Source organism: Mongoliibacter ruber (assembly GCF_003003005.1).
In the GTDB taxonomy this organism is placed as follows: domain Bacteria; phylum Bacteroidota; class Bacteroidia; order Cytophagales; family Cyclobacteriaceae; genus Mongoliibacter; species Mongoliibacter ruber.
The window spans coordinates 150,565-175,733 of record NZ_PVTR01000003.1 but is presented as its reverse complement, the minus strand read 5'-3'; the positions used below and the strand labels follow the sequence as shown (position 1 = coordinate 175,733).

Sequence of the window (25,169 nt, the reverse complement as noted above, 5' to 3'; positions counted from 1 at the left end):
TATGTATAAGCTTTCAGGCTTTAATACCAGTCTGCAATTGTCTTTGAGTAGAGAAAAGTCTATTGCATTTTGATTTCAAGTTCTACACCCTATAAAACTCCTCCCAACCTCTCCTCGGTGGCATACCTGCCAATACCTGATTGGCCAGAGGGTTATTGATGATTTGTCTAGTTTCTCTGTCAAACTCCAGTTTTACGCCCATTTGTTGTGCCATCACTCCTAGGCAAAATACCTGACTTAAAGGCCCTGCAATTTCAAATGGAGACCTTGTCTTTTCTTCTCCCTTGCATGCTTTTAGGAAATTTGCAAAGTGATTGGAAGGGCTCTCGGGTACCTCTGGAAGTTTTGATTCCCATTCCATGGCTTTCTCTTCAGGAATGATCGAAAGCGTGCTTCCGTGTGATCCTCCTTTGAAAGTCAATTCTTTACTGTAAATAATTTTTCCAGGATTGAGTCTTGCTGGTTGAATCCTGCCATCACTCGGTGGAGGGATGTTTGGGTCAAGTTCGGAGACACCATAGCCATCTGGTACTGCAGGGATGTTATCCATGCCATCATACCAAGTGATGGTAAGGGGTGGCATTGCTCCACGCTCAGGAAATTTGAATTCAAGTGTAGTGGACATGGGGTAGAAGAAGGAGTTATGACCGCTTAATCTCACCGGATTGATTTCATAAGGCAAGCCTAAATCCAAAAATTCATGTGCAGTATCAATTATGTGTGCCCCCCAGTCACCCAGTGCGCCCATACCGAAATCATACCAGCAGCGCCATTGCCCATTGTGAAGGTCTTTGTGGTAACCTTGAGGTTGCGCCTGACTCAACCATACATCCCAATCCATAGTAGAGGGGATAGGTTCGGCAGGAGGATTTCGGGATATGTTAGGATCCCATCCATGCCAGCGCCGTCTCATGTTCATGTGGGCTGTAATGGCCGTAACATCTTTGATGATACCTGCTTCTTCCCAGGTTTTAAACTGGAAATAGTTGGCTTCGGAATGACCTTGATTACCCATTTGGGTGGCAAGCTTTGGGTATTTCTTAGCAGCTGCTATCATCAGGTCTACTTCTTGGAATGTGCGGGCCATGGGCTTTTCTACATAGACATGTTTTCCTTCTGCCAATGCCATCATGGTCACAGGGAAGTGGGAAAAGTCCGGTGTGGCAATACTTACCGCATCAAATTCACCGCCTATTTCGTCAAACATTTTACGGAAGTCTTGGTATTTTTTTGCATTTGGGAACATGTTCATGACTTCTAAAGTCTGACTTGCGCCCATATCAACATCGCAAAGAGCCACGATATTACAAAGACCGGTTTCATTCAGTGCCTTGATTATTTCATTTCCTCGATTACCGATTCCTACACAGGCCAAGTTGACCTTGTCAGAAGGAGCTATATAGCCCATGGATTTGCCTAAAACAGATGGCGAAATCAAAGTGAAGCTCGACAGGCCTAGGGCGGCTGTGGCTCCGGTTTTCAGAAAGTCTCTACGATTGGAGGACATGTTTTGGTTATTAAGGTGTGTTACAAAAGGTTTTCTGGGTATCCAAAATCCTAAGCCATGTTGGCCTTCAAGGACCTGGCGTAGAAATTATTTTGTTAATCTACTTCTCTTTTCTATAATTTCGGAGGAAAGGCAGTGAAATCCACGGAAAGGTTTGCATAACATATTGACATGTCTGCAGGCTTTTGTTTTTATGCTGAAAAATTGGTTTTTGAAACCATTTCTACTCAACGAGGAGTCCCTTTGTAGAAGTTGAAATTAAAAAGTTATTATCTTGAGTGAATAAACTTAATTTATAAAAGCTTGAATTTTATCACAAAGCCAAAGAACAATTGACCTCCAATGTTTTACTTTCAATTCATCAAAATCCTTTCTGAAAATCTTATTGTGTCCTAAACTTCTATCCAATTTATGAAAAAGAAACTCACACGTAGGAACCTTCTCAAAGTCATGGGCTTGGGAACTGTTGGTGCAGGAATGCTGTCCGTAAACTCAGCTGAAGCCAATGTTTTCCACCAAACAAAGAAAATCCCCGTGTTGAGGTTTGCCTTTTTGACTGATATGCATCTCAAACCTGGAGTTGAGCCTGAAAAGGGCCTGAGAAAATGCATAGATGCGATCTTGGCAAATGAAGAGCCTGTAGATTTTTTTGTCAATGGGGGTGATGTCATTATGGATGCTTTGGGAGAAAATATGGAGAATGTGGAAGCGCAGTGGGCTGTATGGAGGAAAATAAGGTCTGAATATCCTGATTTGAAATTTCATCATTGTATAGGCAATCATGATGTGTGGGGGGCAGCAGCAGAAGGCGAGGTTTTTGCTGAAAAAGCATGGGCTTTAAGTGAACATGGCATGGAAAAACCATATTATGATTTTCAATCAAATGGCTGGCAATTCATTGTCTTGGACAGTACGCACAAGAAGGACGACGGGTCTTGGTATACTGCCAAACTTGACCCAGAACAAAGGGACTGGTTGGAACAGAGGCTCAACAATATTTCTCCCGAGAAACCAATCTTGATCATTTCCCATATCCCCATTTTAGGAGCAACGCCTTTCCTGGATGGGGACAATGCCCAATCTGGCAATTGGGTTGTGCCAGGAGCATGGATGCACACGGACGCCAAATCTTTGACTTATCTTTTTAACCAACACAAAAATGTCAAGGTTTGCATCAGTGGACATATTCATTTGGTAGAGACACTGGTTTATAATGATGTTCATTATCACTGTTCGGGAGCTGTTTCAGGCAATTGGTGGGGAGATACTCCCTATGAATTCACAGACAACGGATATGGGTTCTTTGAGCTTTTTGAGGATGGCTCGCATACATTTAAGTACGTGGAGTTTGATAAAAAAAAGGTATAAGATCAAACTGTGAAACTATAAACTTCATTGCCTTAAACCCTATTTCACTTAGCTCTATTTTTTAAACCTCCTCTTTTGGCACCTTGCTTGAAAGTAATTGCTAAACCGAACAACTCCTTCTCTGAAAAATGAAGAGGTGAACGGTGAAAGCATATTGATTTTTAACCCAAAACAACATTCTTATGGCTAAAGACCATGGCCCAAGCGTCAAAAATGATGAACAGTACGAAGCGCTCAGAGAAAAAGGCATGAGCAAGCAAAAAGCAGCCCGTATCGCCAATGACCCCAATTCGGGGAAAAAGGGAGGAGAGGCTGAGGATTACGAAGACCGCTCCAAAGAAGATCTCTATCAACAAGCAAAAAAAGTAGGCATTACAGGTAGAAGCAAAATGACTAAAAAGGAGCTCATCAAAGCCTTGAGGAATAACTAAACAATTTAAAAATGGAAACACAAAAAAAAGAAAGTCACCAAAACAACCTGATCGAAAAGGACGCAATAGATAAAATGAGAAAACTTATTGACAAAGGAGGGTCTTGCTTTTTTGTCACCCGAGCCAACCTGAGCAATGCTCATAAGTCCAGACCAATGGCAGTACAAAAAACAGATGAAGTTGGTCATGTATGGTTTTTAAGTGCGGCTGATAGTGTGAAAAATATGGAGATTGCCAAGGATACAAACGTCACCCTTTATTTTCAAGGCTCTTCTCATTCTGATTTTTTAGAGCTCAATGGACATGCAGTAGTGAGTAAAGACAGGGCTAAAATTGAAGAACTTTGGGATCCTACTTTGAAGGCCTGGTTTCCGGAGGGAAAAGAAGATCCCTCAGTTTCAGTAATACAGTTTATTCCTGAAAGTGGATATTATTGGGACAATAAACATGGCAACACCATTGCAGGAATAAAAGTCCTGATTAATGCCCTTGGCGGGGGAAGCGTAGACGATTCCCGAGAGGGGGAACTTAATCTTTAAAATTATGGGGTGGCTTTAAAAAAGTCACCTTTTTATGGACTGCTCAGAAAAAATTTTTCAGTTGAAAATTTATTTTTCAATTCTTCCAAATATCAAAAGTTAAAAACTCCTTTTCAATGCAATAGACCTCAGGTCATTAAAAGATTTTGGATTCTCCTAATTTATTTTTTCGATTCTCAATAGAAAATTTCGATTTCTAACAGGGAACAATACATAGTATTTTTGGCTTTAGAATATCAAATCACCCTGAATTTTAAATCAAAAATCATATGAAAAAATTACTATTAGGCTTTATGCTGGTCTTTGCAGTAACATTTACTGGAAAAGCTCAGGAAAAAGCGGGAAAACCCGAACAAGCTGATGGTTGGTCTGGTGCTACACGTAAAAGCCCTAGCAACGCCATCGCTACACAAAATGCAGAATGGTGGCCAAACCAATTGAACCTCACCATTCTAAGACAAAATTCACCAAAGTCCAACCCTATGGGTGAGGATTTTAATTACATTGAAGCTTTCAAAGCTTTGGATTACAATGCATTAAAGGCTGATATCGAAGCCGTGATGACTGAATCACAAGATTGGTGGCCGGCAGATTACGGACATTATGGAGGTTTATTCATCCGTATGGCATGGCACAGTGCAGGTACTTACCGTACTGGAGATGGTAGAGGAGGTTCTCGCTCTGGACAGCAGCGATTTGCGCCGCTCAACAGCTGGCCTGACAATGCCAACCTTGACAAAGCAAGAAGATTGCTTTGGCCTATCAAACAGAAATATGGTAACAGCATTTCTTGGGCAGATTTGATGGTCTTGACAGGTAATGTTGCCTTGGAGTCCATGGGTTTTGAGACCTACGGTTTTGCTGGAGGTAGAGAAGATATGTGGGAACCGGAATTGGATGTGTACTGGGGAAAAGAAAGCAAATGGTTGGACGACGAAAACAGGTATTCAGGTGACAGAGAGTTGGAAAACCCTTTGGCAGCTGTTCAAATGGGTTTGATCTATGTGAATCCGGAAGGACCTAATGGCAATCCAGATCCTGTTTTGGCAGCACATGATATCCGTGAGACATTCGGAAGAATGGGAATGAATGATGAGGAAACAGTTGCATTGATTGCCGGTGGACACACTTTAGGAAAAACACATGGTGCTGGACCTGCAGACCAAGTAGGGCCGGAGCCAGAAGCTGCCCCTATTGAAGAGCAAGGGTTTGGTTGGAAAAGCGGATATGGTTCAGGAAAAGGTCCAGATGCTATTACTTCAGGTTTGGAAGTGATCTGGACAGCCACTCCGGTAGAATGGAGTCAAGGATACTTTAAGAGTTTATTTGAGCACGAGTGGGAACTTACCAAAAGCCCAGCGGGTGCTCATCAGTGGGTAGCCACAAATCCTGAGGTGCTATATCCTGATGCTTTTGATTCTGAAAAGAAACACAAGCCAACCATGTTGACCACGGATTTGTCCATGAGGTTTGATCCTGTGTATGAAGAGATTTCCAGAAGGTTTTATGAAAATCCAGAGGAATTCAATAAAGCCTTTGCAAAAGCATGGTTCAAATTGACACACAGGGATATGGGGCCAACGACAACTTACTTGGGGCCTGAAGCACCTAAGGAAGATTTGATCTGGCAAGACCCAATTCCTGCTGTGAATCATGACTTGGTGAATGCTCAAGATGTTGCACAATTGAAAACTGCCATTCTGAAATCAGGTTTGACCATAGACGAAATGGTAAAAACTGCTTGGGCTTCAGCTTCTACATACAGAGGTTCTGACAGAAGAGGAGGCGCCAATGGTGCTAGAATTAGATTTGATCAAATAAAAAACTGGGAAGTCAATAATGCTGAAGAGTTGTCAAAAGTATTGGCAACATTGGAAAAAATTCAGTCTGACTTCAATGCCAAATCAGGAAACAAGAAAGTGTCACTGGCTGACTTGGTCGTTTTGGCAGGGAATACAGGAGTGGAAAAAGCTGCTTCCAATGCAGGGTACAACATCGAAGTTCCTTTTACTCCGGGTAGGATGGACGCCTCTGCAGAACAAACAGATTTTGAGTCCTTCGAACTGTTGGAGCCGATGGCTGACGGATTCAGAAACTACCTGAAAACAAAATATACCATCTCTACGGAGGAATTGTTGGTGGACAAAGCACAATTGCTGACATTGACTGCTCCTGAAATGACCGTATTGGTAGGTGGCATGCGTGCACTTCAGGCCAACTATGATGGTTCTAAGCACGGTATCTTTACAGATAAAAAAGACATGTTGAACAATGACTTTTTTGTACACTTGCTTGACATGAGTACGGAATGGAAAGCTGCAGATGATTCCAAGGAATATTTTGAGGGAAGAGACAGAAAGACAGGTGAAGTAAAATACACAGCCACAAGAGCAGATTTGATTTTCGGTTCCCATTCAGAATTGAGGGCTTTGGCCGAAGTCTATGCCCAGGAAGACAACAAAGAAAAGTTTGCGAAAGACTTTGTAGCCGCTTGGACCAAAGTAATGAATTTGGATAGGTTTGATTTGGTGTATAAGAATTAACCGAATCCTTTAAATTTTAAAAGCCAGCTCTTGAAATGGAGCTGGCTTTTTTTATTTTTTTAATAATCTACATTTGTAGAATATAGGTTTTTGTCTACATTTGTAGAGTAATTATATAAATCCATCATAAACATGAAATTATCTCCAACCGAAGAAGAATTGATGAATCACCTTTGGAGGCTGAAAAGAGCATTTCTGAAAGACCTTTTGGATCAATATTCAGATCCAAAACCTGCTTCAACGACACTTTCGACGCTTTTGAAAAGAATGCAAGATAAAAAGTATGTTGATTATAAGGTATTTGGGAATTCCAGACAGTATTATCCATTGGAAACAAAGGAGTCCTATTTTTCAAAGCATGTCAACAATCTAATTAAGAATTTTTTCAATGACTCTCCGGCACAGTTTGCCTCCTTTTTTACCCAAAAAACTGACCTAAGCGAAGAGGAATTGAATCAAATCAAAGATAGCATCGAAGAACAACTAAATAAGAAAAAATGATGTCTTACCTCCTGAATTCCGGAATTTGTCTCTTGATTTTACTTTTGATCTATAGACTCTTTTTGCAAAAAGAATCTATGTATCAATTCAATAGGTTTTTTCTGCTTTTTTCAATAGTTGTCTCATTTTTAATTCCCTTGATAACTGTCGAGGTGACCATTGAAAAAGCCGTCTCAGCAATATTGGACCCGATCAATCCCAAATTGCCTATTGAATATCAAAATTATCAAACCACAGATACGCCGACCCAGTCTGATTTTGACTGGAGATTTTTAGGCTGGGGAATTTACTTTTTTGTGTCAGGCATACTCCTCTATCGCTTTTTCAGAAACATCAAATTGATTTTAGAAAAAGTTAAAAACAATGAAATAGTAGATTATAATGGTTATAAGTTGGTGCTTGTCCAAGAGGACGTTCTTCCCTTTTCATTTTTGACATATATTTTTCTTTCAAAGGCTGCATTTCAAAATGGGAAAATCACAGAGTCCATTTTGCAACATGAAAGCACCCATGTAAGGGAATGGCACAGCTTGGACAATATTTTTATTGAGTTTCTACTAGTATTTATGTGGTTTCATCCAGGCCTTTATTGGTCACGGAGTGCAATCAAACTTAATCACGAATTTATTGCTGACGAGGCAGCATTACGGGTGACGACCGTGCACTCATACAAGCTTTTGCTGGTGTCCATGATCCTACCAAATCAGTCCCCAGTCCTAGCCAGCAATCTTAAATTTTCATTTACTAAAAGAAGACTAGACATGATGAACAAAAAAACAATGCTTTCAACCAAACTGATCAAAGCAGTTGCCTTGATCCCGGTCCTTGCTGTATTGATTTTCGTTTTCAGTGAAAAAGTACCTGCACAAGATCAGATTACTAATAAACAAACTTTAAACTACCATTCTGGAATTCAAAAACCAGATGAAGGTTCCGTAGATTTAATCGTGACTATTTTTCCCGATGGAAACCTCAAAACTAATGGAAAAGAAATTAGACTTGAGAGCTTTGATGAATATCTAAGCCAAAATTTTAAAGAAATAAATAATCTCAAAGTACTTCTTGAAGTCAATACGGGAACCCCAATGGGATATGTATCGGATATTCAGAAAATATTATTTGAGAGGGGAGCAACTCATATTGATGTCTCGGTAGCTGAACAAGTGGCTAATGATAGTGATAAAGCAGAATTTTACAAGAATTCTACTTTTATAGTAGTGGGAATAGATGGGAATAAAACCAAAAAAACCTATAAAGAACTGACGGAAAAACAAAAATCAGATTTGCGCCCTCCGATGGGTAAGCCGGAAAAAAAATCTCCAAATAAAGCAGCATTTGATAAATGGAAAGACTCGAAAACCTATGCCATCTGGATAGATGGAGTTTCGGTGAAAAATGATAAGCTCGCGCAAATGCTTGCATCTGAAATAGCTTTTTACAATGAAAGCTTTGTTCATCTAAATGCAAGGTCAGAAAGGTTTCCCCAAGAATATCAAGTTCACGCCTATACACATCCTGGGTATGAGGCAGCTTATGGTGAAAACTCTGATTATCTCAAAAACAGAAATTGGACCATCACAATAAAAGACTGACTACAAAGGTTGATTAATAAAAATGGTTGAGAAGCCAAAACCTTTTATTGATCAACCTTCATTACCATAACCATTTAAGCAATAAGCCAATCCTGCCACATCATTTTTTCCTCTGAGCCGCCATCCACTCCATAATGGTAGTTGGGCGGCCATTGAGAAATACTGGGGAACCGTCATAGTCTGTCCTTGCTTCATTGGCATGGCTATATATCCAAGACCAATGACCATTGTACCGGTAATTTTCTCCTCCATAAAAGCCTGTAATATCAGTCACATGATCGTATAAGGAGAACACGACATTTTTAGCAGCTGCGTCTTTTAGTCTCTTATAAAGTGGGATAGCCGTCAGGTCTGCAACAGTGGTAGGATCATCTTTGGAATGAATAAACCACATCGGTACATTTTTGATCTTTTTGATTTGAGCATCACTGATGTATTCATTGTGGTAAGCCAATGCACTGATAAAACCTGCTGCAAAATAATCAGGATGCTCAATGATCAACTTCAGCGACATATAGCCACCATTGGAACAGCCTCCCATATAAATCCTTTTTGGGTCGATATTGGGATTTGAGGATACATATTCCTGAATCAAAGCAAATAGAGCCTCGTTGTAAATGTCGTTTTCCTGTCCCCTTGTCATTCCTTCGGCAGCCTGCATCCAGAAAGTTGGGGCTTGTGGCACCAATACGTGAGCACCTCCGAACAAGACCTGAATCTCAGGAGAGGCATAATTTGCAGCTTTGTTACCTAGCAATGCAATGGTAGGGTCATCGCCACCTTCTCCTCCGCCATGCAGCCAAATGATCAGCGGGGCTTTTGTTTTTGTGGTAGGTGTATAGGTAGCATAAGACATGCTGAGATTATCTCCATATTTAAATTTTTTGCTGAGGTCAAACTGATCTACCAAAGGCATGACTTTGCCCACCGGATTGTTCCAGACTTGGCCCGAACCAGTATGGATCACTGTCAGTTTATAGTCCACCCAGTAATTGCTTCCCCGATTATTGATTCGGGCATATTGAAAGGGAGATCCCAATGGTAATGTTGGACTGACTGTAAGTACTAAAGTGATATGTTGACCTTCCTCAACCCTATTGCCATTTTCATCAGACACATAGGCATAAGTTACTGAACGGGTTCCAGAGGCACTTTCCGCTGAGATTTCAACGCCTTCCAAACTTCTTGTCGCGTAGACTTGGTATTGGTTGGCCTTGGCTTCCTTGACATTTTCACCAAGGGATAAGATTACCTTGTTGACAGCTGGCCCCCAGTCAAAGCCTTCCACTACCCATCGGTAATCACCTTGGGCAAATGGCTGGTTTTTATCTCCATTTGAAGCTGTAGCAAGATGCCCTCCAAAAAGGACTTGACTGATCAATGCAGTCAGAAAGAACAATAGGTTTATTTTTTTCATATAGATCAATAGGGTTTGATTTAATTATCATCGGTTAAGAAAATTCAGATCAACTTTTCCAAAGTTCAGGGCTGCTATGTAGGGTAAAATTAAGGACTGAGCGAACTTTGGAAAAGTTTTAATTCATCTTAAATGCCTATCTTAACGACAGTTGGGCTTGATTTCAAAATAAGATAGATAAATTCACATAAATTGAAATCAGTAATTACAGGAATGGATAGCATTTCGCTATTTGATTTTGAGAATGCCTATTTGTGTACCCACTTTCCAGGGATTAAATTAACTTTCTTTAAATTAGGCATGCATTAGAAATATATCATGACAAACAACAAACGCCTCTCGCAAAGAGGGGAATCAGCTGCATCTAAACCTCTTCGTATGGATTTGGAAATCTATAATGAGGCGATACAAAATCGTTATCATCCTAGTTTCAAACCTGAAGGAACCTTTCCCATGACCGTTGCAGAAAACCACCTTTGTTGGGAAATGTTGCGGGATAAAATGCAGGAGATATCCAGAAATCAGGAAATACCGGAATGGGTGGCGAGCTATGGTGATCCTGCAGGTGTGCTGACTTTTAGAGAAGCTATTTCAGGATTTTTAGGTGAGTTTCTGGTGAAAGATAAGATTGACCCCAATACACTTGCCTGCTCTGTAGGAGCCACTTCTGTGATAGAAATGACTTCGTTTTTATTGGGTGAATCAGGAGATACTGCTGTAATTCCTGCACCCAGTTATCCTGTGTATACAGCGGATATAGGAGTGATGGCAGGATTGAAAAGGTTTGACCTGCAAACCCACCATGAGGTTTCAGAATTGGCAGATGGATTTCCGGTAACATTGTCTCATTTGGAAAATGCCAAGAAAGACATTGAGGAAAAAGGGAGCCGTTTCCGAATGTTGATCCTCACCAGTCCGGATAATCCTACTGGTGGTATTTACAGTGAAAATCAGCTGATACAAATTGCTGATTGGTGCGAAAAAGAAGAAATTCACCTGATCGTCAATGAAATCTATGGGCTTACCCTCATAGATATTGATCATCCTGAAATTCGTAAAGATTACCCGAAAGCAATTGAATTCAAATCCTTTGGAGGGATCATGAAAGAAAGGAAAAGTCCTTATTTACACCTGTGGTATTCTCTTTCCAAGGATTTTGGGATTTCTGGATATAGGGTTGGGATATTTCATTCATACAATGAGCAACTGATAGCTGGATACAGGAATATCGGCTTGACGCATGCTATTTCCAACCACACCCAATGGCTGCTTCAGGAAGTTTTGAGTGATCAGGCCTTTGTCAAAAAATATTTGAAATCTTTTCAGCAGGCATTGACCAAATCCTATATAATTGTTCGTAGTACGCTGAAAAAACTTCAAATTCCTTTTAATCCATCCTACGGTAGTTTATTCGTTTGGATTGACCTTTCTGCCTTAATGGATATGCAATCAAAAGAAGCGCAGCATCAATTATGGCTGGAAATTTTCCAAAAAACAGGAATTCTGATCACTCCAGGAAATGGTTTTGGTCACAGCAAATTGGGCATGTTTCGGGTAGTGATTACTTCTGTATCCCATACAGAACTTGAAGTTGCCATGGAAAGATTTGAAAAATTTTACATTGAAAAAAATAGCGAAACCAATTAACCCAAACCTATGAAAAATACCTTTCTCTTATTCCTATTGCTATTTGGCTGCTTTTACATTCCTGTAAATGCCCAAGAAAAACCAATAAAGATCCTGATGATTGGAGCCCATCCAGATGATTGCGACATCAAAGGTGGCGGAACAGCTGCTTTGTTTGCTAAAATGGGCCATCAAGTCAAATTTATCTCAGTGACCAATGGTGATGCGGGACATATGGATATGGGTGGAGGTGTTTTGGCAAAAAGAAGAGTGGCTGAAAGTCAAGAATCAGCCAAAAGATTGGGGATCACCTATGATGTGTTGGACCATCATGATGGAGAACTCCTGGCGACACTTCCCATCCGATTGGAAATCATCCGTAAAATCAGGGAGTGGGATGCCGATGTGGTCATTTCTCACCGGGCCAACGATTACCATCCTGATCACAGGTACACGGCGATTTTGGTGCAGGATGCCGCATTTATGGTAGGAGTTCCCAACATTGCGGCAGATACTCCTCCGCTAAAAAAGAATCCTGTTTTCCTTTATTTTCAGGACAATTTCCAAAAACCTTATCCTTTTCAGGCAGACATTGCCATAGACATTTCTGAGGTCATCGATCAAAAAATTCATGCTATGGATGCGCATGAATCCCAGTTTTACGAATGGCTGCCATGGATAGCCAACGACCCTGACCCGATTCCGGAAGGAAAGGAAGCAAGACTGGCTTGGCTCAAAAAGAAGCGGACTTCAGCACCACAATCTAAGGTAAAAGAAGCATTGGAAAAATGGTATGGAAAAGAAAAAGCTTCAGCGGTGCAGTTTGCTGAAGCCTTTGAAATCTGCGAATACGGCACCCAACCAGGAAAAGAAGAGATTAGGAGGTTGTTTCCGATGCTGCCAAGGTAATCATGATTTTTGAAATTAATAAAGGAGATGGTCAATATTAATTATAATAGCTTCACTTTGTCATTTCGAAGAAGTAACGACTAAGAAATCTATTGTCAACTCTATTAAATAGATTTCTCTCTACGTTCGAAATGACAAGGTTAAGCTGAATAAGTTCAAGCCTGAAACTGAAATCCGAGGGACTTTTCTCTTGATGGGAGTCTCATTGCTGCTCAAAAATCCAGTTAAACATAAAGAGTAGCGTTGTCACGCGGTTGAACCGCGGGACCTTTGAGTCCTGAGTTTTCAACTCTTTTTACTTTGAGCTGAAAGCTCAAGACTCAATAATCCGAGGCTCAACTCTCTCCTCAATCCGCCTGATAAACAACTTTTCCTTCTACAACAGTCATTTTTACTTTCGTATCTAAGAGCTTATCATCAGGGACTTCCATGATGTTTTGATTGAACACAGTAAAGTCCGCAGCTTTTCCAACAACTATGGAGCCTTTAAAATCTTCTTCGAATTCTGCATATGCTCCATCCAAGGTGTAAGACTTCAATGCCTGTTCCCTTGTCAATTTCTGATCAGGTTCAAATCCACCCTCAGGGGTCATTTTAAGTGTTTTTCGTGTTACAGAAGCATAAAATGAAGGAATTGGATCCAAAGGTTCTACCGGTGCATCGGTTCCGTTGGAAATGACAGCACCTGATTGCAAGAGTTTTTGCCAGACATATGCACCATCTTTGATTCTTTTGGCGCCCAGTCTGCCGATGGCCCAAGGCCTGTCAGAACTCAAATGTATGGCCTGAATGGCTGCTATCACGCCCATTTCTCCAAATCTACTGATATCATCCGGGTGAAGGTGTTGTGCATGTTCTACACGGAATCTATGGTCTTTCGCATCAGGATATTTGGCAAATGCAGCCTCATAGCGGTCCAGTACTTCTCTATTTGTACGGTCACCTATGGCATGTGAACAAACCTGGAACCCAAGCTCCAAACCTTTTTCTGAAACCCTGGTCACCAAGTCAATGGGCATGGTTTCATGTCCTCTATGGCCAGGTTTGTCTTCGTAATCCTCCAATAACCAAGCGCCCCAAGGACCCAAAGCCCCATCCATATTGAGTTTGATGGATCTCACGGTGACTTTATGCTCGGGGTCAATTTTTGGCCCCTTCTCATACCAAGCATCTATCAGTTCGGGAATTCGGCTGGAAAGCATCACGTACATGCGGGAAGTCAATTTCCCTTCAGACTGGAATTTCTCCAAGTTGTCGATCAATTCCTGATTGCCGCCTGCATCATGAAAAGAAGTGATCCCTTTTTCTGCAAGTTCCTGCAAAGCCAATTCCAAGGCTTTTTCCTTCCTTTCAGGGGTGTCATCAGGGATCAACTTGGAGACCAATGTTGAAGCCCTTTCTACCAAGACCCCTGTCGGATTTCCAAGTTCATCTCTCAAGACCTCACCGCCTTCTACTTCCTGCCTTGGGTTTTCGCTTCCCAGAGGAGTGATTCCTGCAATTTCCATGGCTTTTTGGTTGACAAAAGAAGCATGTCCTGAAGCATGGGCAAGGTAGACTGGGTTATTGGGTGTGACTTCACTCAGTTCTTTGTGGGTTTGGAATCCTTTAACAGCATTTTCGGGAAGCTTGACCCACTTGTCCTGATGCCATCCTCTACCGGTAATCCATTCTCCAGGTTCTGCCTGACCGGCTGCTTCAGCTACTTTTTCTATCAATTCCTCATAAGTCTGCACATGCATCAGGTCTATGTCCAGTTTGTTGTAACCAATGCCCATCAAATGGCCATGGGATTCGATAAATCCTGGCGTCATGGTGCTTCCTTGAAGGTCAATCACTTCTGTGTCGTTGCCGACAAACTCCTGTATTTCTTCAGTAGTCCCGACAGCTAAAATCAGTCCGTCCTTGACTGCCACAGCTTCCGTTTTGGGATTGGCTTCATCAACGGTATAGACGATTCCATTGATAAAAACCTTATCGGCTTTGTTCGCGGAATCTGAACTGCATGCAATGAAGAAAAAACATAGGATGATGATGAGATAAATATTTTTCATAGGGGTTTACATATTCTTTTTTCCAAATCTATCAGTTTTGGACTTTAGCTAAAAACCATTCCTGTAATGTGACAGAGAGTACCAATGACAGATTGTATCTTGGCGTCACTTTGATCCCGATAGCTATACGGGAGAAGAGTCTCCTTCCCTTGAGAGTAGGAGATTCTTCACTAAGTTACCATTGACAGATTTGTAAGGCACGTCCCCCTGACGTAGGTAGAGTCTCTATGTTTAAGCTTGGGATTCTTCAGTCGTACCTCCATTAGGATGACGCAGTGGATGTCATCCCCTTCCTGTAAATGCCAAATTTTAAAAACTCAGAATGACTCAGTAACAGATGTCATTTTCTTTTCTGTACATTTCCTAATTGTAAGGTAATCCCATTTGATTTAGCCGAGTACTTTAAAATAAAAAACAGATAAACCAAAGAATATAAGTTTTCAAAAACTTTAATTTCAGGTAACTTATGCTCAGATTCTAATATTAATAACATTAAACCTTAAAACCTATGAATACCCAAATGTCCCGATTCTTATACTTTATTTTTGTTTTGGCCCTGATATTCCCAAAAACTGTTTTCGGCCAACACACTGCTGAAAAAGATGAATCTTTCAAAATCGGGATGGCCGGATATACCTATCACAAATTTGACCTAGACAGGACATTGGCCGATTTGGAAACCAATCAGGTTCAGTACTTATGTATCAAAGACTTTCACTTGCCTTTTGACAGTTCAGAAGAAGATATCCGAAAATTCCATGAAAAATTAGCCTCCAAAGAAGTACATGGATATGCAGTTGGGCCCATTTATATGAGGTCTAAAGAAGAGGTGGATGTGGCTTTTGCATATGCGAAAAGGGTAGGAGTGAAGTTGATCGTGGGAGTACCTGCTCACGAATTACTTGGCTATATCAATGAAAAGGTGCAGGAATATGATTTCAATTACGCCATTCATATGCATGGTCCCGACATAGACTTGTATCCAGATGCGGACGATATTTGGTCACATGTCAAGGATTTGGATCCAAGGATGGGGATGTGTCTGGACATCGGACATACAGCAAGAAATGGCAAAGATCCTGTTGCCGACTTGAAAAAATACAAAGACCGCATTTATGACATGCATATCAAGGACGTAACGGCAAATACCAAAGAAGGGAAGTCCATCGAAATCGGAAGAGGGATTTTGGATATTCCTGCCTTTGTGCAGATGCTGAGAGAAACAGGTTATACAGGGGTGTGCAGTTTGGAACACGAAAGAAACATGGACAATCCATTTTCCGGTATTGCTGAGTCCATAGGGTATTTTAGAGGGGTGATTGTTGCTACAAAAAATTGATATTAGAGAGCTGAAGGATATAATTGGGTTTCCTTATTTTATAAAATGGATACGGATAGATTTTGAATGATACTTATGGATATTTTCGATATTCATAGATACTTTTTGATATGCGTGGATATTTGAGTAAGGATATGTGGTGGTACAATTGAACCAATATCCAATATCAGTTAATATCTATTCACTAAGCTTAACTATTACTTCACCATTAAGCTAAAAACTTTAAATGAAAGATAGTTTTGATCCAATATCCATCAATATCCAATATCAACTAATATCTACTTCAACACATCCCTTATTTCCTCATCTTTGTCAAAAACAGATTTGGCAAAAGGACAGAGAGGCATGATTTTTTTGCTCTCTTTTCTCGCGAGTGCCACGGCCTTTAGGACCATTTTTTTGCCGGCTCCTTCTCCCCGTAAACTGTCGTCCACTTCGGTATGCTCTATGATGAATAATGATTCCCCAGCTTTGGAATAAACCATTTCGGCCTTCCTCTCTCCATCTTTTTCAATAAAGAAATAGCCTTTTTTCTCTTCTTCTTGATGTTTGATTTCCATGTTTGTCTGTTTACTATAAACTATAATTTAGGGAAATATTCTTTAATTGAAAAAAATCCATCTCTATCTCAGAATATAAAGGGTTTGTAAAAGTTTATTTTTTCAATCGCATTCATTATGTAATTTGTACACATAAACATAAATTGTTAGCCAATACTATTAAACCTAGAATAATATGAAAAACAGAAGAGAATTTTTGATCAAATCAGCCTTGGGAGTAGGTGGACTAATCACAGCCCCATCTTGGTTGCATGGTGCTCCAGCCATTATCAAATCTTTCAACAAACCCAATTCATTGATCAACGGCGTACAGATTGGAACCATCACTTATTCCTACCGATCTATGCCTGACCAAAGTTTAGAAGCCAACCTCAAGTATATCCTAGATAGTGGCATCAGTGCCGTGGAGTTGATGGGTGAACCTGTAGAATACTTTGCTGGGATGCCAACGCCGGAATTTGATAGGAGGAGGGGCTTCCAACTAGGTTGGAAGCAAAGAAGCGGGGAAAGTCTTTCATCCGATGAACAAGCCGAATGGACTGAATTGAGAAAAGAAATGGACGCTTATGGGAAGCAGGTTGCCGAGTGGAGGTCCAATGTCGACTTCAAAAAATTTGAACAGGTCAAAAAGATGTTCAAAGATGCAGGTGTGGGCATCTATGCATTCAAGCCAAATGCCTTTAACCAAAGCAACAGTGATGCAGAAATCGCATACGGCATGAAAGCAGCAAAAATTCTTGGTGCCAGCCACGTGACCTTAGAACATCCTGATGATGATGCACATACTTTAAGGTTAGGCAAATTGGGTGAAAAACATAAAATGGGAATCGGGTACCATGGTCATGAGCAACAGACTTTCACTTTTTGGGACACTGCTTTGGAGCAAAGCTCCAAAAACGGTCTAAACTTCGATTCTGGGCATTATGTGGCCGCCGGACATACAGATATGATGGAGTTGATCCAAAAGCAAAATAAGCATATTTACAGCATGCATATCAAGGACCGTCAAGCGCCTGCCAATGGAAAAGGAAACTTGCCTTGGGGACAGGGAGACACTCCCTTGAAGGAGCTATTGACCATGATGCGTGACAAAAAGTTTAAATTCCCCGCTACCATCGAACTGGAATATGAGGTACCAGCAAATTCAGATGCAGTAGCGGAAGTCCAAAAATGCTTGGAGTATTGTAGAAAGGCATTGGGATAACTGATATGTAAGCCTGTCGCTTGATTGGATAATCGCCACAAAATGCGGCTTTACTAGAAGTCCAACGGCTCAACTTACGTTATCCGAAGGCTGTGCCTTCGGATTTTTGATGTATAAGCCTGTGGCTTAATATATAAACTCGCCGCAAAATGCGGCTTTACCAAAAGTCCGACGGCGCAACCGTCGGACAGCCTTCGCTAACCGGAGGTTATGCCTTCGGATCCCTGATAAATAAGCCTATGGCTTAATAGATAAACCCGCCGCAAAATGCGGCTTTACCAGAAGTCCGACGGCACAACCATCGGACAACCCCCGCTAAATGGAGGCTGTGCCTTCGGATTCCTGATAAAAGAGCCTGTGGCTTAATATATAAACTCATCGCAAAACGCGACTGTATCAAGAGTCCGACGGCACAACCATCGGATAGCCTGAGCTATCCAAAAAACTGATCCCAAAAATTTTTGATTCATTAGCATTTAGTTTTTTCACCTTTATATCATATTTTTATTGTATTAGTTCAAAATTTTTAACCTGAAAAATCATGGATAAACCTTTTAGTATTTCTGATCAGCATGCTGTGCATTTTTTGACCATGACGGTTGTAGATTGGATCGATATTTTCTCAAGAAAGGAATTCAAATTAGAAGTTGTGGACAGTCTCAATTATTGTATCAAAAACAAAGGGCTAGAAGTGTATTCCTGGTGCTTGATGACAAATCATTTACATCTACTTGCCAGAGCAATTGAGCCATTTCGGCTGAGCGATATTCTGAGAGATTTTAAAAGCCATGTTGCACGTAAAGTTTTAGAAAGTCTGGAAAAAGAATCCATTGAATCAAGGGCTAGATGGATCCTTAACCACTTTAAGTATAGAGGGAATATTTCTTCCAAAGTAAAAGATTACAGATTTTGGGAAAATGGATTTCACCCAGTTGAGATTACGTCTGCCAATTTTTTTGAACAAAAACTAAAATACATTCATCAAAATCCATTAAGGGCGATGATTGTAGAAGAAGATCATCATTACCTTTTCAGTTCGGCAAGGGATTATACGGGAATCAAAGGTTTGGTTAATATTTCCTTGTATTGATTGTTGTCGTAAAATGCGACTTTACCAGAAGTCCGACAGCTCAACTTACGTTATCCGAAGGCTATACCTTCGGATTTCTGATATATAAGCCTTTGGCTTAGTTGGATAATTGCCGCAAAATGCGGCTGAACCAGAAGTCCGACGGCGCAACCGTCGAACAACCTTCGCTATCCGGAGGCTATGCCTTCGGATTTTTGGTATGTAAGCCTGTGGCTTAAATATATAATTTCACCGCAAAATGCGGCTTTACTAGAAGTCCGACGGCGCAACCATCGGACAACCTTCGCTATCTGGAGGCTATGCCTTCGGATTTTTGGTATGTAAGCCTGTGGCTTGATGTCTAAATTCGCCGCAAAATGCGGCTTTACCAAAAGTCCGACGGCGCAACCATCGGACAGCTTGAAAAAGGAGAAGAGGTTTACCCCTCCTTTTTTATTTTTTTCTATTCACTTTTTCTCTTGCTCTATCTTTCTACTTCTCTCCTTGATTTCTTCTACTCTTTCTTTAGTCACCCCAAATACTTTTCCTTCTGAGGCGTCTTGGAGTAAGCGGTCGATATAATCTTGGGATATCTCCTCATTATCCCCATACTTCTCTCGTATTGCAACCAATCGAGAGTGCAGGTCATCTTTGATTTCAGCATATTCTGGGTCATCATAAAAGTTTTTCAATTCCAAAGGATCCTTTTTCCTATCCAATAATTCCCATTGGTCTTCTACATAATAGTAGTGTATCAACTTGTATTCCTTGGTCACGATGGCATAATGTCTATTGACCATGTGTTCGGCAGGATACTCATAATAGTGATAATATACGGCATCACGATCCCACTGAGCACTATTGCCTGTAAGTAAAGGAATCAGACTTTCGCCTTGCATATCATCTGGCGCTTTTACTCCCGCAGCTTCGAGGAAAGTCTGTGCAAAATCCAGGTTTTGAACCAATTCGTCTGACTTGCTGCCCGCTTTGATTCTATCAGGCCAAGATACCAAAAGGGGTGTTTTGAAAGACTCATCATACACAAATCGCTTGTCGTACCAACCGTGTTCTCCCAAATAAAAACCCTGATCTGAAGTATAGACAATAATGGTGTTTTCCATCATATCATTGGCTTCCAAATAGTCCAGTAACCGTCCCACGTTTTCATCCACAGCCTGAATGGTTCCTAGGTAATCCTGCATATATCTTTGGTATTTCCACTTCATCTTGTCTTCCTCGCTCATGGTGGGGTATTTACTTTTGAAATCTTCATTTACCTTTCCGTAGGCCTCCATAAAAGATTGTCTTTGCTCATCCGTAAACCTGCTGTATTCATAAGCATATCGCTGCTTGTCAAACCCGATTTCAGCAATTCCCAATTCATCCATCACTTCTGGAAAAACCTTATTATCACCAGCCCATGCCATGTGATGGAGGATGCTCATTTCTGCTTCAGCTGCAGGATCTGTCCTTCCCGAATAGTCATCAAAGAGCGTTTTCGGCTCTGGGAAAGTCCGGTTGGTAAAATCATCCAAATGACGCTCAGCCATCAGCCAAGAGCGGTGGGGTGCCTTATGCAGGTACATCAGCATAAAAGGATCCTCTTCATTCCGCTCATTTTCCAGCCAATCCAAAGTCATGTCTGTTACGATATCGGTCACGTAGCCTTCTACTTCGATATTGCCATCGTATTTGGTGATAAATTCGGGGTTGTAATAGGCACCTTGACCCGGGAGTATTTTGAACTGGTCAAAGCCTTTTGGATTGTTGCCAAAATGGAGCTTGCCAAACATAGCCGTCTGATAGCCTGCATCCTGCAAAAGCTGTGGAAAGGTGATGTTGGTGGTGTCAAAATGAAAATGGTTATCCACTTTTCCGTTGAGGTGGGAATGCTTTCCGGTGAGAATGGTAGCCCGACTTGGAGCGCAGATGGAGTTGGTTACCGAGGCATTGGTAAAAAGCATACCCATCTTGGCGATCCGGTCTATGTTTGGGGTTTCGATCAAAGTATTGTCATAAGCCGAAATCGCCTGATAAGCATGGTCATCCGACATGATAAAAATGATGTTGGGTCTTTCCTTTTTATGCGTTTCCGATTTTTCGCTGCTACAGGAAACAAGGGTAGTAATTAGGAAAGCAAAAAGAAGAAGCGTGGAATTTTTCATAGTGCTTGGTTATAGAAGGATTTTAAAAGTAATAAATAAATTTCCTTCCTGTAAACTTTACATGATGAATTTCCCTTTGAATCAATAGGTGGGTGAAAAAAAGTATGGTGAAAGGTAAAACCTTCGAAATAAATCTACTGTCGTAGAGGATATTCAGGAATTCTCAAAAGCCTACGCCATCCTGAGGCTGTGCCTTTGGATCCTTGGTATTTAAGCCTTAGGCTTGACATATAATTTCGTTGCAAAATGCGACTATACCAGAGGTCCAACGGCCCAACCGTCGGACAACCCACGTTATCCGGAGGCTGTGCCTTCGGATTCCTGATAAGTAAGCCTTTGGCTTGATATATTAATTCGTCGCAAAATGCGACTACACCAAAGGTCCGACGGCGCAACCGTCGAACAGCCTAGGTTATCCGGAGGTTGTGCCTTCGAATTTCTGATAAAATAGCCTGTGGCTTGTTTTGACCATCGCCGCAAAATGCGGCTTCTCTAAAAGTCCGACGGCGCAACCGTGGGACAACATGACCCTGTCCCAAGTTGTAAGACCTCGCAACTTTGAAGTTTTTTTGCTTTTCTTTGCAAAACGTATGATGCAAAATCAAAATAATCCCCTTGCAATGGGGTATGTAATGGCGCTATTGGCAGCTGTTATGTGGGGGGTATCAGGTACCTGTGCACAATATTTGTTTGAAGAAAAAGGAGTTTCACCCTCTTGGCTGGTTTGTTGGAGAATGGTGATTGCAGGAACCCTGCTATTGCTTTTTGCCCTCTTCAGAAAAAAATCAGATGCCAAGCGGATTTGGCTTAAAAGAAGGGATGTATTCGAGATTTTGATTTTCAGCACTCTTGGAATGGTTGCTGTACAATTTACCTATTTCTACAGCATCAGCCTTTCCAATGCAGCCACCGCTACAGTTCTTCAATATGTGGGACCTGTTTTCGTAGTTGGATTTTATGCCATCAAGTTACGGCGCCTGCCCAAACCCAATGAATACATCGCTTTGGCATTGGCTCTGGTCGGGACTTTTCTTTTAGTTACCCATGGGAGTTTTGATGCCTTGGTGATATCAGAAGCAGCCTTGTTCTGGGGCTTGCTTTCGGCAGTTTCTTTAGCAGTCTACACCATTCAACCTGTTCAGTTGCTTAGAAGGTTTTCTTCGCCGACCGTTACTGGTTGGGGAATGTTTATCGGAGGTATGATTTACTTGATGGTGAGCAACCCTTGGTACCTTTCAGGCACTTGGGATATGGGGACTTATTTGGCTTTTGCCTACATTATTATTTTGGGGACAGTTATTCCATTTTCTATTTTCCTAGCCTCCTTGAATATCATTGGCGCACAGACAGCCAGTTTGCTTTGTTCCGTAGAACCCCTGTCCGCAGCCTTAGTGGCAGTAGCCTGGCTGGGAGTGACATTTACCGGAATGGATTGGTTGGGGACATTTTTTGTAGTGATCACAGTTGCGCTGCTTACCCTATCCAAGAGAACTGTAAAACTTCCTGCATTGAGGGCCTTTTGGAAGTTGAAAAATGATTAATCGTTTAAAGATTATATGATTATCCGCAATCATGCCACTAATCAATTAAACGAGGGTTATTGGCAAACGGATACTAATAGATATTGGATATTTATAGATATTGGTTCGAAATCACAGGTTATTTCTATTATTTAGATTCTACTGGTATGAATGCGGATATACATAAAAGATTAATTGATTAACTGTGTAAGGTTCCCTCTGTCCATAATTGTGCCTGATCCTCTTTACTGATTAGATTTCTCCTCCTACGTCGTCAAAATGACAAGGTAAAGTTTTGGACTCTCTTGAAGTTTGCATTTCTCAGCGCATTCCGCGGGATAAAATTTACAGTCTTTGCTTCCTTGCTTGAACCAATTTTCTTTGCGAGTCTCCTTTGCACCTTTGTAAACTTTTCGTGAACCGTTTTCTCTTTTTGCCTGACCTCTTAAAAATTAACCACTGATCAACACCGATATTCACAGATAAGCTTCGCTTTTTTTTGCCTCATAGCGTCTCCCGATTCTCGGGACAAGCTTTGCGTGAAATAAAATTCTCTGCGATCCTCAGCATCTTTGTAATCTTTGCGTGAATCTTTCCTTCGCTAGCATATTGATGTGATTTTTAATAACTTAATGTTCTCAATCCTAATAGCCATGAACAAGAACCCCAACCCCTACCACGTAGACAAACCAGGTAATCCATCCACCGCCACCAGCAGCAAAACCAAACTCAATGACCGCTCTAATGGAAAACCATTGCGTATCCTCTCAGAGGAAGACTGGGACTTCTGGGTTCATCAGGGATATGTGGTGGTCAAGAATGCGGTGCCGAAAGAACAGGTGAGCAAGACCGCTGATTTTTTATGGGAATTTGAAGACAAGGATCCTCAAAATCCTGAAACTTGGTACAAGAATCCTTACAATGAAATGGAGATGAAAGAATTGGTGGGTACGGGAATGGTGGAGGTGTATAACAACCAACATCTCTGGAACAACAGGCAAGCGCCTAAAGTCTATGATGCTTTTGTGGATGTCTGGGGGACAGAAAAACTTTGGGTGACCATTGACCGGGCTAATCTTAATTTTCCCATCCGTCCCGGATATGAATACAAGGCCTTTATCCATTGGGATTATGATCCGGAAACCAAACCCCAAAATGTTCAGGGAGTACTTGCCCTCGCAGACCAAACCGATGAAAATATGGGTGGGTTTCAGTGTATTCCCGAGCTTTACCGCACTTATGATACCTGGAAACTCAACCAGCCTGAAGATAGAAACAGGTTTATGCCCGATATCAGTGACTTTGAAAAGGACATTGTCAAAGTCAAGTTGGAAGCAGGTGATCTTTTGATTTTCAACAGCCTGTTGCCTCATGGCATACGTGCCAACCGTTCCGATAAAGTCAGGATTGCACAATACATATCCATGATGCCTGCTGAGGAGGATAATGAGGAATTGAGAGATTGGCGAATCAAGTCTTGGGAAAACCGGGTGGCCCCTTCTGGATATGCCTTTCCGGGTGACCCCAGAAATTGGGAACAAACCAAATATGATAGAGCGGAATTATCTGAATTGGGTAAAAAACTCTTGGGATTGGAAAGGTGGTGATACTAGTTACAAAGTCACAAAGTACCTTTTGAAAAATTAAAATTGCCACAAAGAAAGGAAGACACTAAGATTTCACAAATTCCTTGGTGTTAATCTTAGTGCCTTCGCGTCCTTGTGGCATGAAAAAAATCAAGAAATTTCCATCCCGACTCTTTCCAGCAATGCCTTAGTCGCCTTGATTCCTTCTACTTCTGAAAGCTCATTTCCTTCATATTCAATACCTACATACCCTGTGTAACCAGCATCTTTGACGATCTGCATCATTTTGTTGTAATCTGTCTCCACACAATTACCTTGCGCGTCAAAATTGTTTGTCTTGGCACTGACTCCTTTGGCATAAGGCATCATTTCCTCAACCCCTTGGTACCTGTCGTATTCTTCCACACATTCACCCTCCCACTCGGACTCTCCTGAGCGTTTGATACAGAAATTGCCAAAATCAGGAAGTGTACCGCAATTGTCCATTCCGGTATTTTGAATCACTGTGCTTAGCCATTGCCCATTGGAGGAGTAGCTGCCGTGATTTTCAACAATAACATTGATATCAAAAGGTTTGGCAAATTCAGAAAGAGATCTCAACCCTTCTGTTGCTGCAGCACCAACTTCTTCTGCTGTACCACGGCCAAAAGCATTTACCCTGATAGAATGACATCCTAAAAATTGAGCTGCTTCAACCCATTTTTTATGGTCGTCTACCGATTTCATTCTAGCTTGCTCGTTCAGATCACCTAAGAATCCCTCACCATCTACCATGATCAACACGGACTCCATTCCATTGTCTTCTACTCTTTTTTTCATCTCCCCCAAATAGTCCATATCTCTGGCTTTGTCCTTGAAAAATGCATTGACATATTCTAAGGCATGAATATCAAAGTTGTCCTTGGTGAATTTTGCGAAATCCATGTTGTCAAGTTCACCACCAAAAAGCATCTTGTGCAATGACCATTGGGCAAGGGAGATTTTAAAAAACATATTTGCGGCGCTTGTTTCTGCCTCTTTTTCACTGCTCCCACTTTCTGTCCCACCGCAACCTTGAAGCATCATGGGGCTTAGGCCAGCACCTAGACTGAGCAGGCCGATGTTGCGGATAAAAGTTCTTCTCTCTGTTTTGTTTTTCATAGTGTTTGGTTGATTGGTTTTTCGAAAGCAAAATACCCATTTCCAACATGCAGAACCAACCATTTACATAAATGCACAAAAAGCAGGGTGAATTGCCCT

19 protein-coding genes are annotated in these 25,169 nt (G+C 41.3%); 13 read left to right on the top strand and 6 right to left on the bottom strand.

Features of this window, described 5'->3' with window-relative positions:
* Positions 1-82 precede the first annotated feature (82 nt).
* Positions 83-1,507: a Gfo/Idh/MocA family oxidoreductase gene (locus tag CLW00_RS06385; RefSeq protein WP_106132830.1), complete on the bottom strand. Its 1,425-nt coding sequence runs from the start codon at positions 1,505-1,507 to the stop codon at positions 83-85.
* 411 nt (positions 1,508-1,918) lie between these two features.
* Between CLW00_RS06385 and CLW00_RS06380 the strand changes: the two genes are divergently transcribed.
* From CLW00_RS06380 to CLW00_RS06355, 6 genes are all read left to right on the top strand, one after another.
* On the top strand, positions 1,919-2,875 hold the full coding sequence (locus CLW00_RS06380) for a metallophosphoesterase family protein (protein ID WP_106132829.1): 957 nt from the start codon (positions 1,919-1,921) through the stop codon (positions 2,873-2,875).
* A 182-nt stretch (positions 2,876-3,057) separates the two neighbouring features.
* Entirely contained in the window at positions 3,058-3,306 is a 249-nt protein-coding gene (locus tag CLW00_RS06375) for a DUF7218 family protein (protein ID WP_106132828.1), read from the top strand.
* 11 nt (positions 3,307-3,317) lie between these two features.
* Positions 3,318-3,845, top strand: coding sequence for a pyridoxamine 5'-phosphate oxidase family protein (locus CLW00_RS06370; RefSeq protein WP_106132827.1), 528 nt, complete (start codon positions 3,318-3,320; stop codon positions 3,843-3,845).
* A 269-nt stretch (positions 3,846-4,114) separates the two neighbouring features.
* Entirely contained in the window at positions 4,115-6,388 is a 2,274-nt protein-coding gene (gene katG / locus CLW00_RS06365; protein ID WP_106132826.1) for a catalase/peroxidase HPI, read from the top strand.
* A gap of 132 nt (positions 6,389-6,520) precedes the next feature.
* The gene (locus CLW00_RS06360) at positions 6,521-6,889 is read left to right on the top strand and encodes a BlaI/MecI/CopY family transcriptional regulator (protein WP_106132825.1); all 369 of its coding nucleotides are present in this window, start codon (positions 6,521-6,523) and stop codon (positions 6,887-6,889) included.
* Complete coding sequence (locus CLW00_RS06355; RefSeq protein ID WP_106132824.1) at positions 6,886-8,481, top strand: M56 family metallopeptidase; 1,596 nt, start codon at positions 6,886-6,888, stop codon at positions 8,479-8,481. Before CLW00_RS06360 ends, CLW00_RS06355 begins: the two co-directional genes overlap by 4 nt.
* Positions 8,482-8,581: 100 nt before the next feature.
* Here CLW00_RS06355 and CLW00_RS06350 read toward each other — a convergent pair whose 3' ends face one another.
* Positions 8,582-9,898: a prolyl oligopeptidase family serine peptidase gene (locus tag CLW00_RS06350; RefSeq protein ID WP_106132823.1), complete on the bottom strand. Its 1,317-nt coding sequence runs from the start codon at positions 9,896-9,898 to the stop codon at positions 8,582-8,584.
* 378 nt (positions 9,899-10,276) lie between these two features.
* Between CLW00_RS06350 and CLW00_RS06345 the strand changes: the two genes are divergently transcribed.
* Together CLW00_RS06345 and CLW00_RS06340 are read left to right on the top strand one after the other, a co-directional pair.
* Positions 10,277-11,545, top strand: coding sequence for an aminotransferase class I/II-fold pyridoxal phosphate-dependent enzyme (locus CLW00_RS06345; RefSeq protein WP_245917186.1), 1,269 nt, complete (start codon positions 10,277-10,279; stop codon positions 11,543-11,545).
* A 9-nt stretch (positions 11,546-11,554) separates the two neighbouring features.
* On the top strand, positions 11,555-12,433 hold the full coding sequence (locus tag CLW00_RS06340) for a PIG-L deacetylase family protein (RefSeq protein WP_106132821.1): 879 nt from the start codon (positions 11,555-11,557) through the stop codon (positions 12,431-12,433).
* 347 nt (positions 12,434-12,780) lie between these two features.
* Here the strand turns inward: CLW00_RS06340 and CLW00_RS06335 are convergent, their stop codons facing one another.
* On the bottom strand, positions 12,781-14,487 hold the full coding sequence (locus CLW00_RS06335) for an amidohydrolase (protein ID WP_106132820.1): 1,707 nt from the start codon (positions 14,485-14,487) through the stop codon (positions 12,781-12,783).
* Positions 14,488-15,007: 520 nt separating this feature from the next.
* On the opposite strand from CLW00_RS06335, the gene CLW00_RS06330 reads away from it, so the two are divergent.
* Positions 15,008-15,826 carry a sugar phosphate isomerase/epimerase family protein gene (locus CLW00_RS06330; protein ID WP_106133073.1) on the top strand — a complete coding sequence of 273 codons (819 nt, stop codon included), beginning with the start codon at positions 15,008-15,010 and terminating at the stop codon, positions 15,824-15,826.
* 278 nt (positions 15,827-16,104) lie between these two features.
* Here CLW00_RS06330 and CLW00_RS06325 read toward each other — a convergent pair whose 3' ends face one another.
* Entirely contained in the window at positions 16,105-16,386 is a 282-nt protein-coding gene (locus CLW00_RS06325) for a GNAT family N-acetyltransferase (RefSeq protein ID WP_106132819.1), read from the bottom strand.
* 175 nt (positions 16,387-16,561) lie between these two features.
* Here CLW00_RS06325 and CLW00_RS06320 point away from each other — a divergent pair, with 175 nt between their 5' ends.
* Together CLW00_RS06320 and CLW00_RS06315 are read left to right on the top strand one after the other, a co-directional pair.
* The gene (locus CLW00_RS06320; protein WP_106132818.1) at positions 16,562-17,590 is read left to right on the top strand and encodes a sugar phosphate isomerase/epimerase family protein; all 1,029 of its coding nucleotides are present in this window, start codon (positions 16,562-16,564) and stop codon (positions 17,588-17,590) included.
* A gap of 541 nt (positions 17,591-18,131) precedes the next feature.
* A complete protein-coding gene (locus CLW00_RS06315; protein ID WP_106132817.1) occupies positions 18,132-18,680 on the top strand; it encodes an REP-associated tyrosine transposase in 549 nt (182 codons plus the stop codon).
* A 446-nt stretch (positions 18,681-19,126) separates the two neighbouring features.
* Here the strand turns inward: CLW00_RS06315 and CLW00_RS06310 are convergent, their stop codons facing one another.
* Positions 19,127-20,824: a sulfatase family protein gene (locus tag CLW00_RS06310; protein ID WP_106132816.1), complete on the bottom strand. Its 1,698-nt coding sequence runs from the start codon at positions 20,822-20,824 to the stop codon at positions 19,127-19,129.
* A 590-nt stretch (positions 20,825-21,414) separates the two neighbouring features.
* Here CLW00_RS06310 and CLW00_RS06305 point away from each other — a divergent pair.
* Positions 21,415-22,365 carry an EamA family transporter gene (locus CLW00_RS06305; protein WP_245917185.1) on the top strand — a complete coding sequence of 317 codons (951 nt, stop codon included), beginning with the start codon at positions 21,415-21,417 and terminating at the stop codon, positions 22,363-22,365.
* A gap of 632 nt (positions 22,366-22,997) precedes the next feature.
* Positions 22,998-23,951 carry a phytanoyl-CoA dioxygenase family protein gene (locus tag CLW00_RS06300; RefSeq protein WP_106132815.1) on the top strand — a complete coding sequence of 318 codons (954 nt, stop codon included), beginning with the start codon at positions 22,998-23,000 and terminating at the stop codon, positions 23,949-23,951.
* Positions 23,952-24,080: 129 nt separating this feature from the next.
* Here the strand turns inward: CLW00_RS06300 and CLW00_RS06295 are convergent, their stop codons facing one another.
* Positions 24,081-25,070 carry a sugar phosphate isomerase/epimerase family protein gene (locus tag CLW00_RS06295; protein WP_106132814.1) on the bottom strand — a complete coding sequence of 330 codons (990 nt, stop codon included), beginning with the start codon at positions 25,068-25,070 and terminating at the stop codon, positions 24,081-24,083.
* Between the last annotated feature and the right edge of the window lie 99 nt (positions 25,071-25,169).

What these genes read in the sequence shown, in the direction of transcription:
- CLW00_RS06385 (WP_106132830.1), bottom strand. Translation starts at nt 1,507, where the DNA reads ATGTCCTCCAATCGTAGAGACTTTCTGAAAACCGGAGCCACAGCCGCC.
- CLW00_RS06380 (WP_106132829.1), top strand. Translation starts at nt 1,919, where the DNA reads ATGAAAAAGAAACTCACACGTAGGAACCTTCTCAAAGTCATGGGCTTG.
- CLW00_RS06375 (WP_106132828.1), top strand. Translation starts at nt 3,058, where the DNA reads ATGGCTAAAGACCATGGCCCAAGCGTCAAAAATGATGAACAGTACGAA.
- CLW00_RS06370 (WP_106132827.1), top strand. Translation starts at nt 3,318, where the DNA reads ATGGAAACACAAAAAAAAGAAAGTCACCAAAACAACCTGATCGAAAAG.
- katG (WP_106132826.1), top strand. Translation starts at nt 4,115, where the DNA reads ATGAAAAAATTACTATTAGGCTTTATGCTGGTCTTTGCAGTAACATTT.
- CLW00_RS06360 (WP_106132825.1), top strand. Translation starts at nt 6,521, where the DNA reads ATGAAATTATCTCCAACCGAAGAAGAATTGATGAATCACCTTTGGAGG.
- CLW00_RS06355 (WP_106132824.1), top strand. Translation starts at nt 6,886, where the DNA reads ATGATGTCTTACCTCCTGAATTCCGGAATTTGTCTCTTGATTTTACTT.
- CLW00_RS06350 (WP_106132823.1), bottom strand. Translation starts at nt 9,898, where the DNA reads ATGAAAAAAATAAACCTATTGTTCTTTCTGACTGCATTGATCAGTCAA.
- CLW00_RS06345 (WP_245917186.1), top strand. Translation starts at nt 10,277, where the DNA reads ATGGATTTGGAAATCTATAATGAGGCGATACAAAATCGTTATCATCCT.
- CLW00_RS06340 (WP_106132821.1), top strand. Translation starts at nt 11,555, where the DNA reads ATGAAAAATACCTTTCTCTTATTCCTATTGCTATTTGGCTGCTTTTAC.
- CLW00_RS06335 (WP_106132820.1), bottom strand. Translation starts at nt 14,487, where the DNA reads ATGAAAAATATTTATCTCATCATCATCCTATGTTTTTTCTTCATTGCA.
- CLW00_RS06330 (WP_106133073.1), top strand. Translation starts at nt 15,008, where the DNA reads ATGTCCCGATTCTTATACTTTATTTTTGTTTTGGCCCTGATATTCCCA.
- CLW00_RS06325 (WP_106132819.1), bottom strand. Translation starts at nt 16,386, where the DNA reads ATGGAAATCAAACATCAAGAAGAAGAGAAAAAAGGCTATTTCTTTATT.
- CLW00_RS06320 (WP_106132818.1), top strand. Translation starts at nt 16,562, where the DNA reads ATGAAAAACAGAAGAGAATTTTTGATCAAATCAGCCTTGGGAGTAGGT.
- CLW00_RS06315 (WP_106132817.1), top strand. Translation starts at nt 18,132, where the DNA reads ATGGATAAACCTTTTAGTATTTCTGATCAGCATGCTGTGCATTTTTTG.
- CLW00_RS06310 (WP_106132816.1), bottom strand. Translation starts at nt 20,824, where the DNA reads ATGAAAAATTCCACGCTTCTTCTTTTTGCTTTCCTAATTACTACCCTT.
- CLW00_RS06305 (WP_245917185.1), top strand. Translation starts at nt 21,415, where the DNA reads ATGATGCAAAATCAAAATAATCCCCTTGCAATGGGGTATGTAATGGCG.
- CLW00_RS06300 (WP_106132815.1), top strand. Translation starts at nt 22,998, where the DNA reads ATGAACAAGAACCCCAACCCCTACCACGTAGACAAACCAGGTAATCCA.
- CLW00_RS06295 (WP_106132814.1), bottom strand. Translation starts at nt 25,070, where the DNA reads ATGAAAAACAAAACAGAGAGAAGAACTTTTATCCGCAACATCGGCCTG.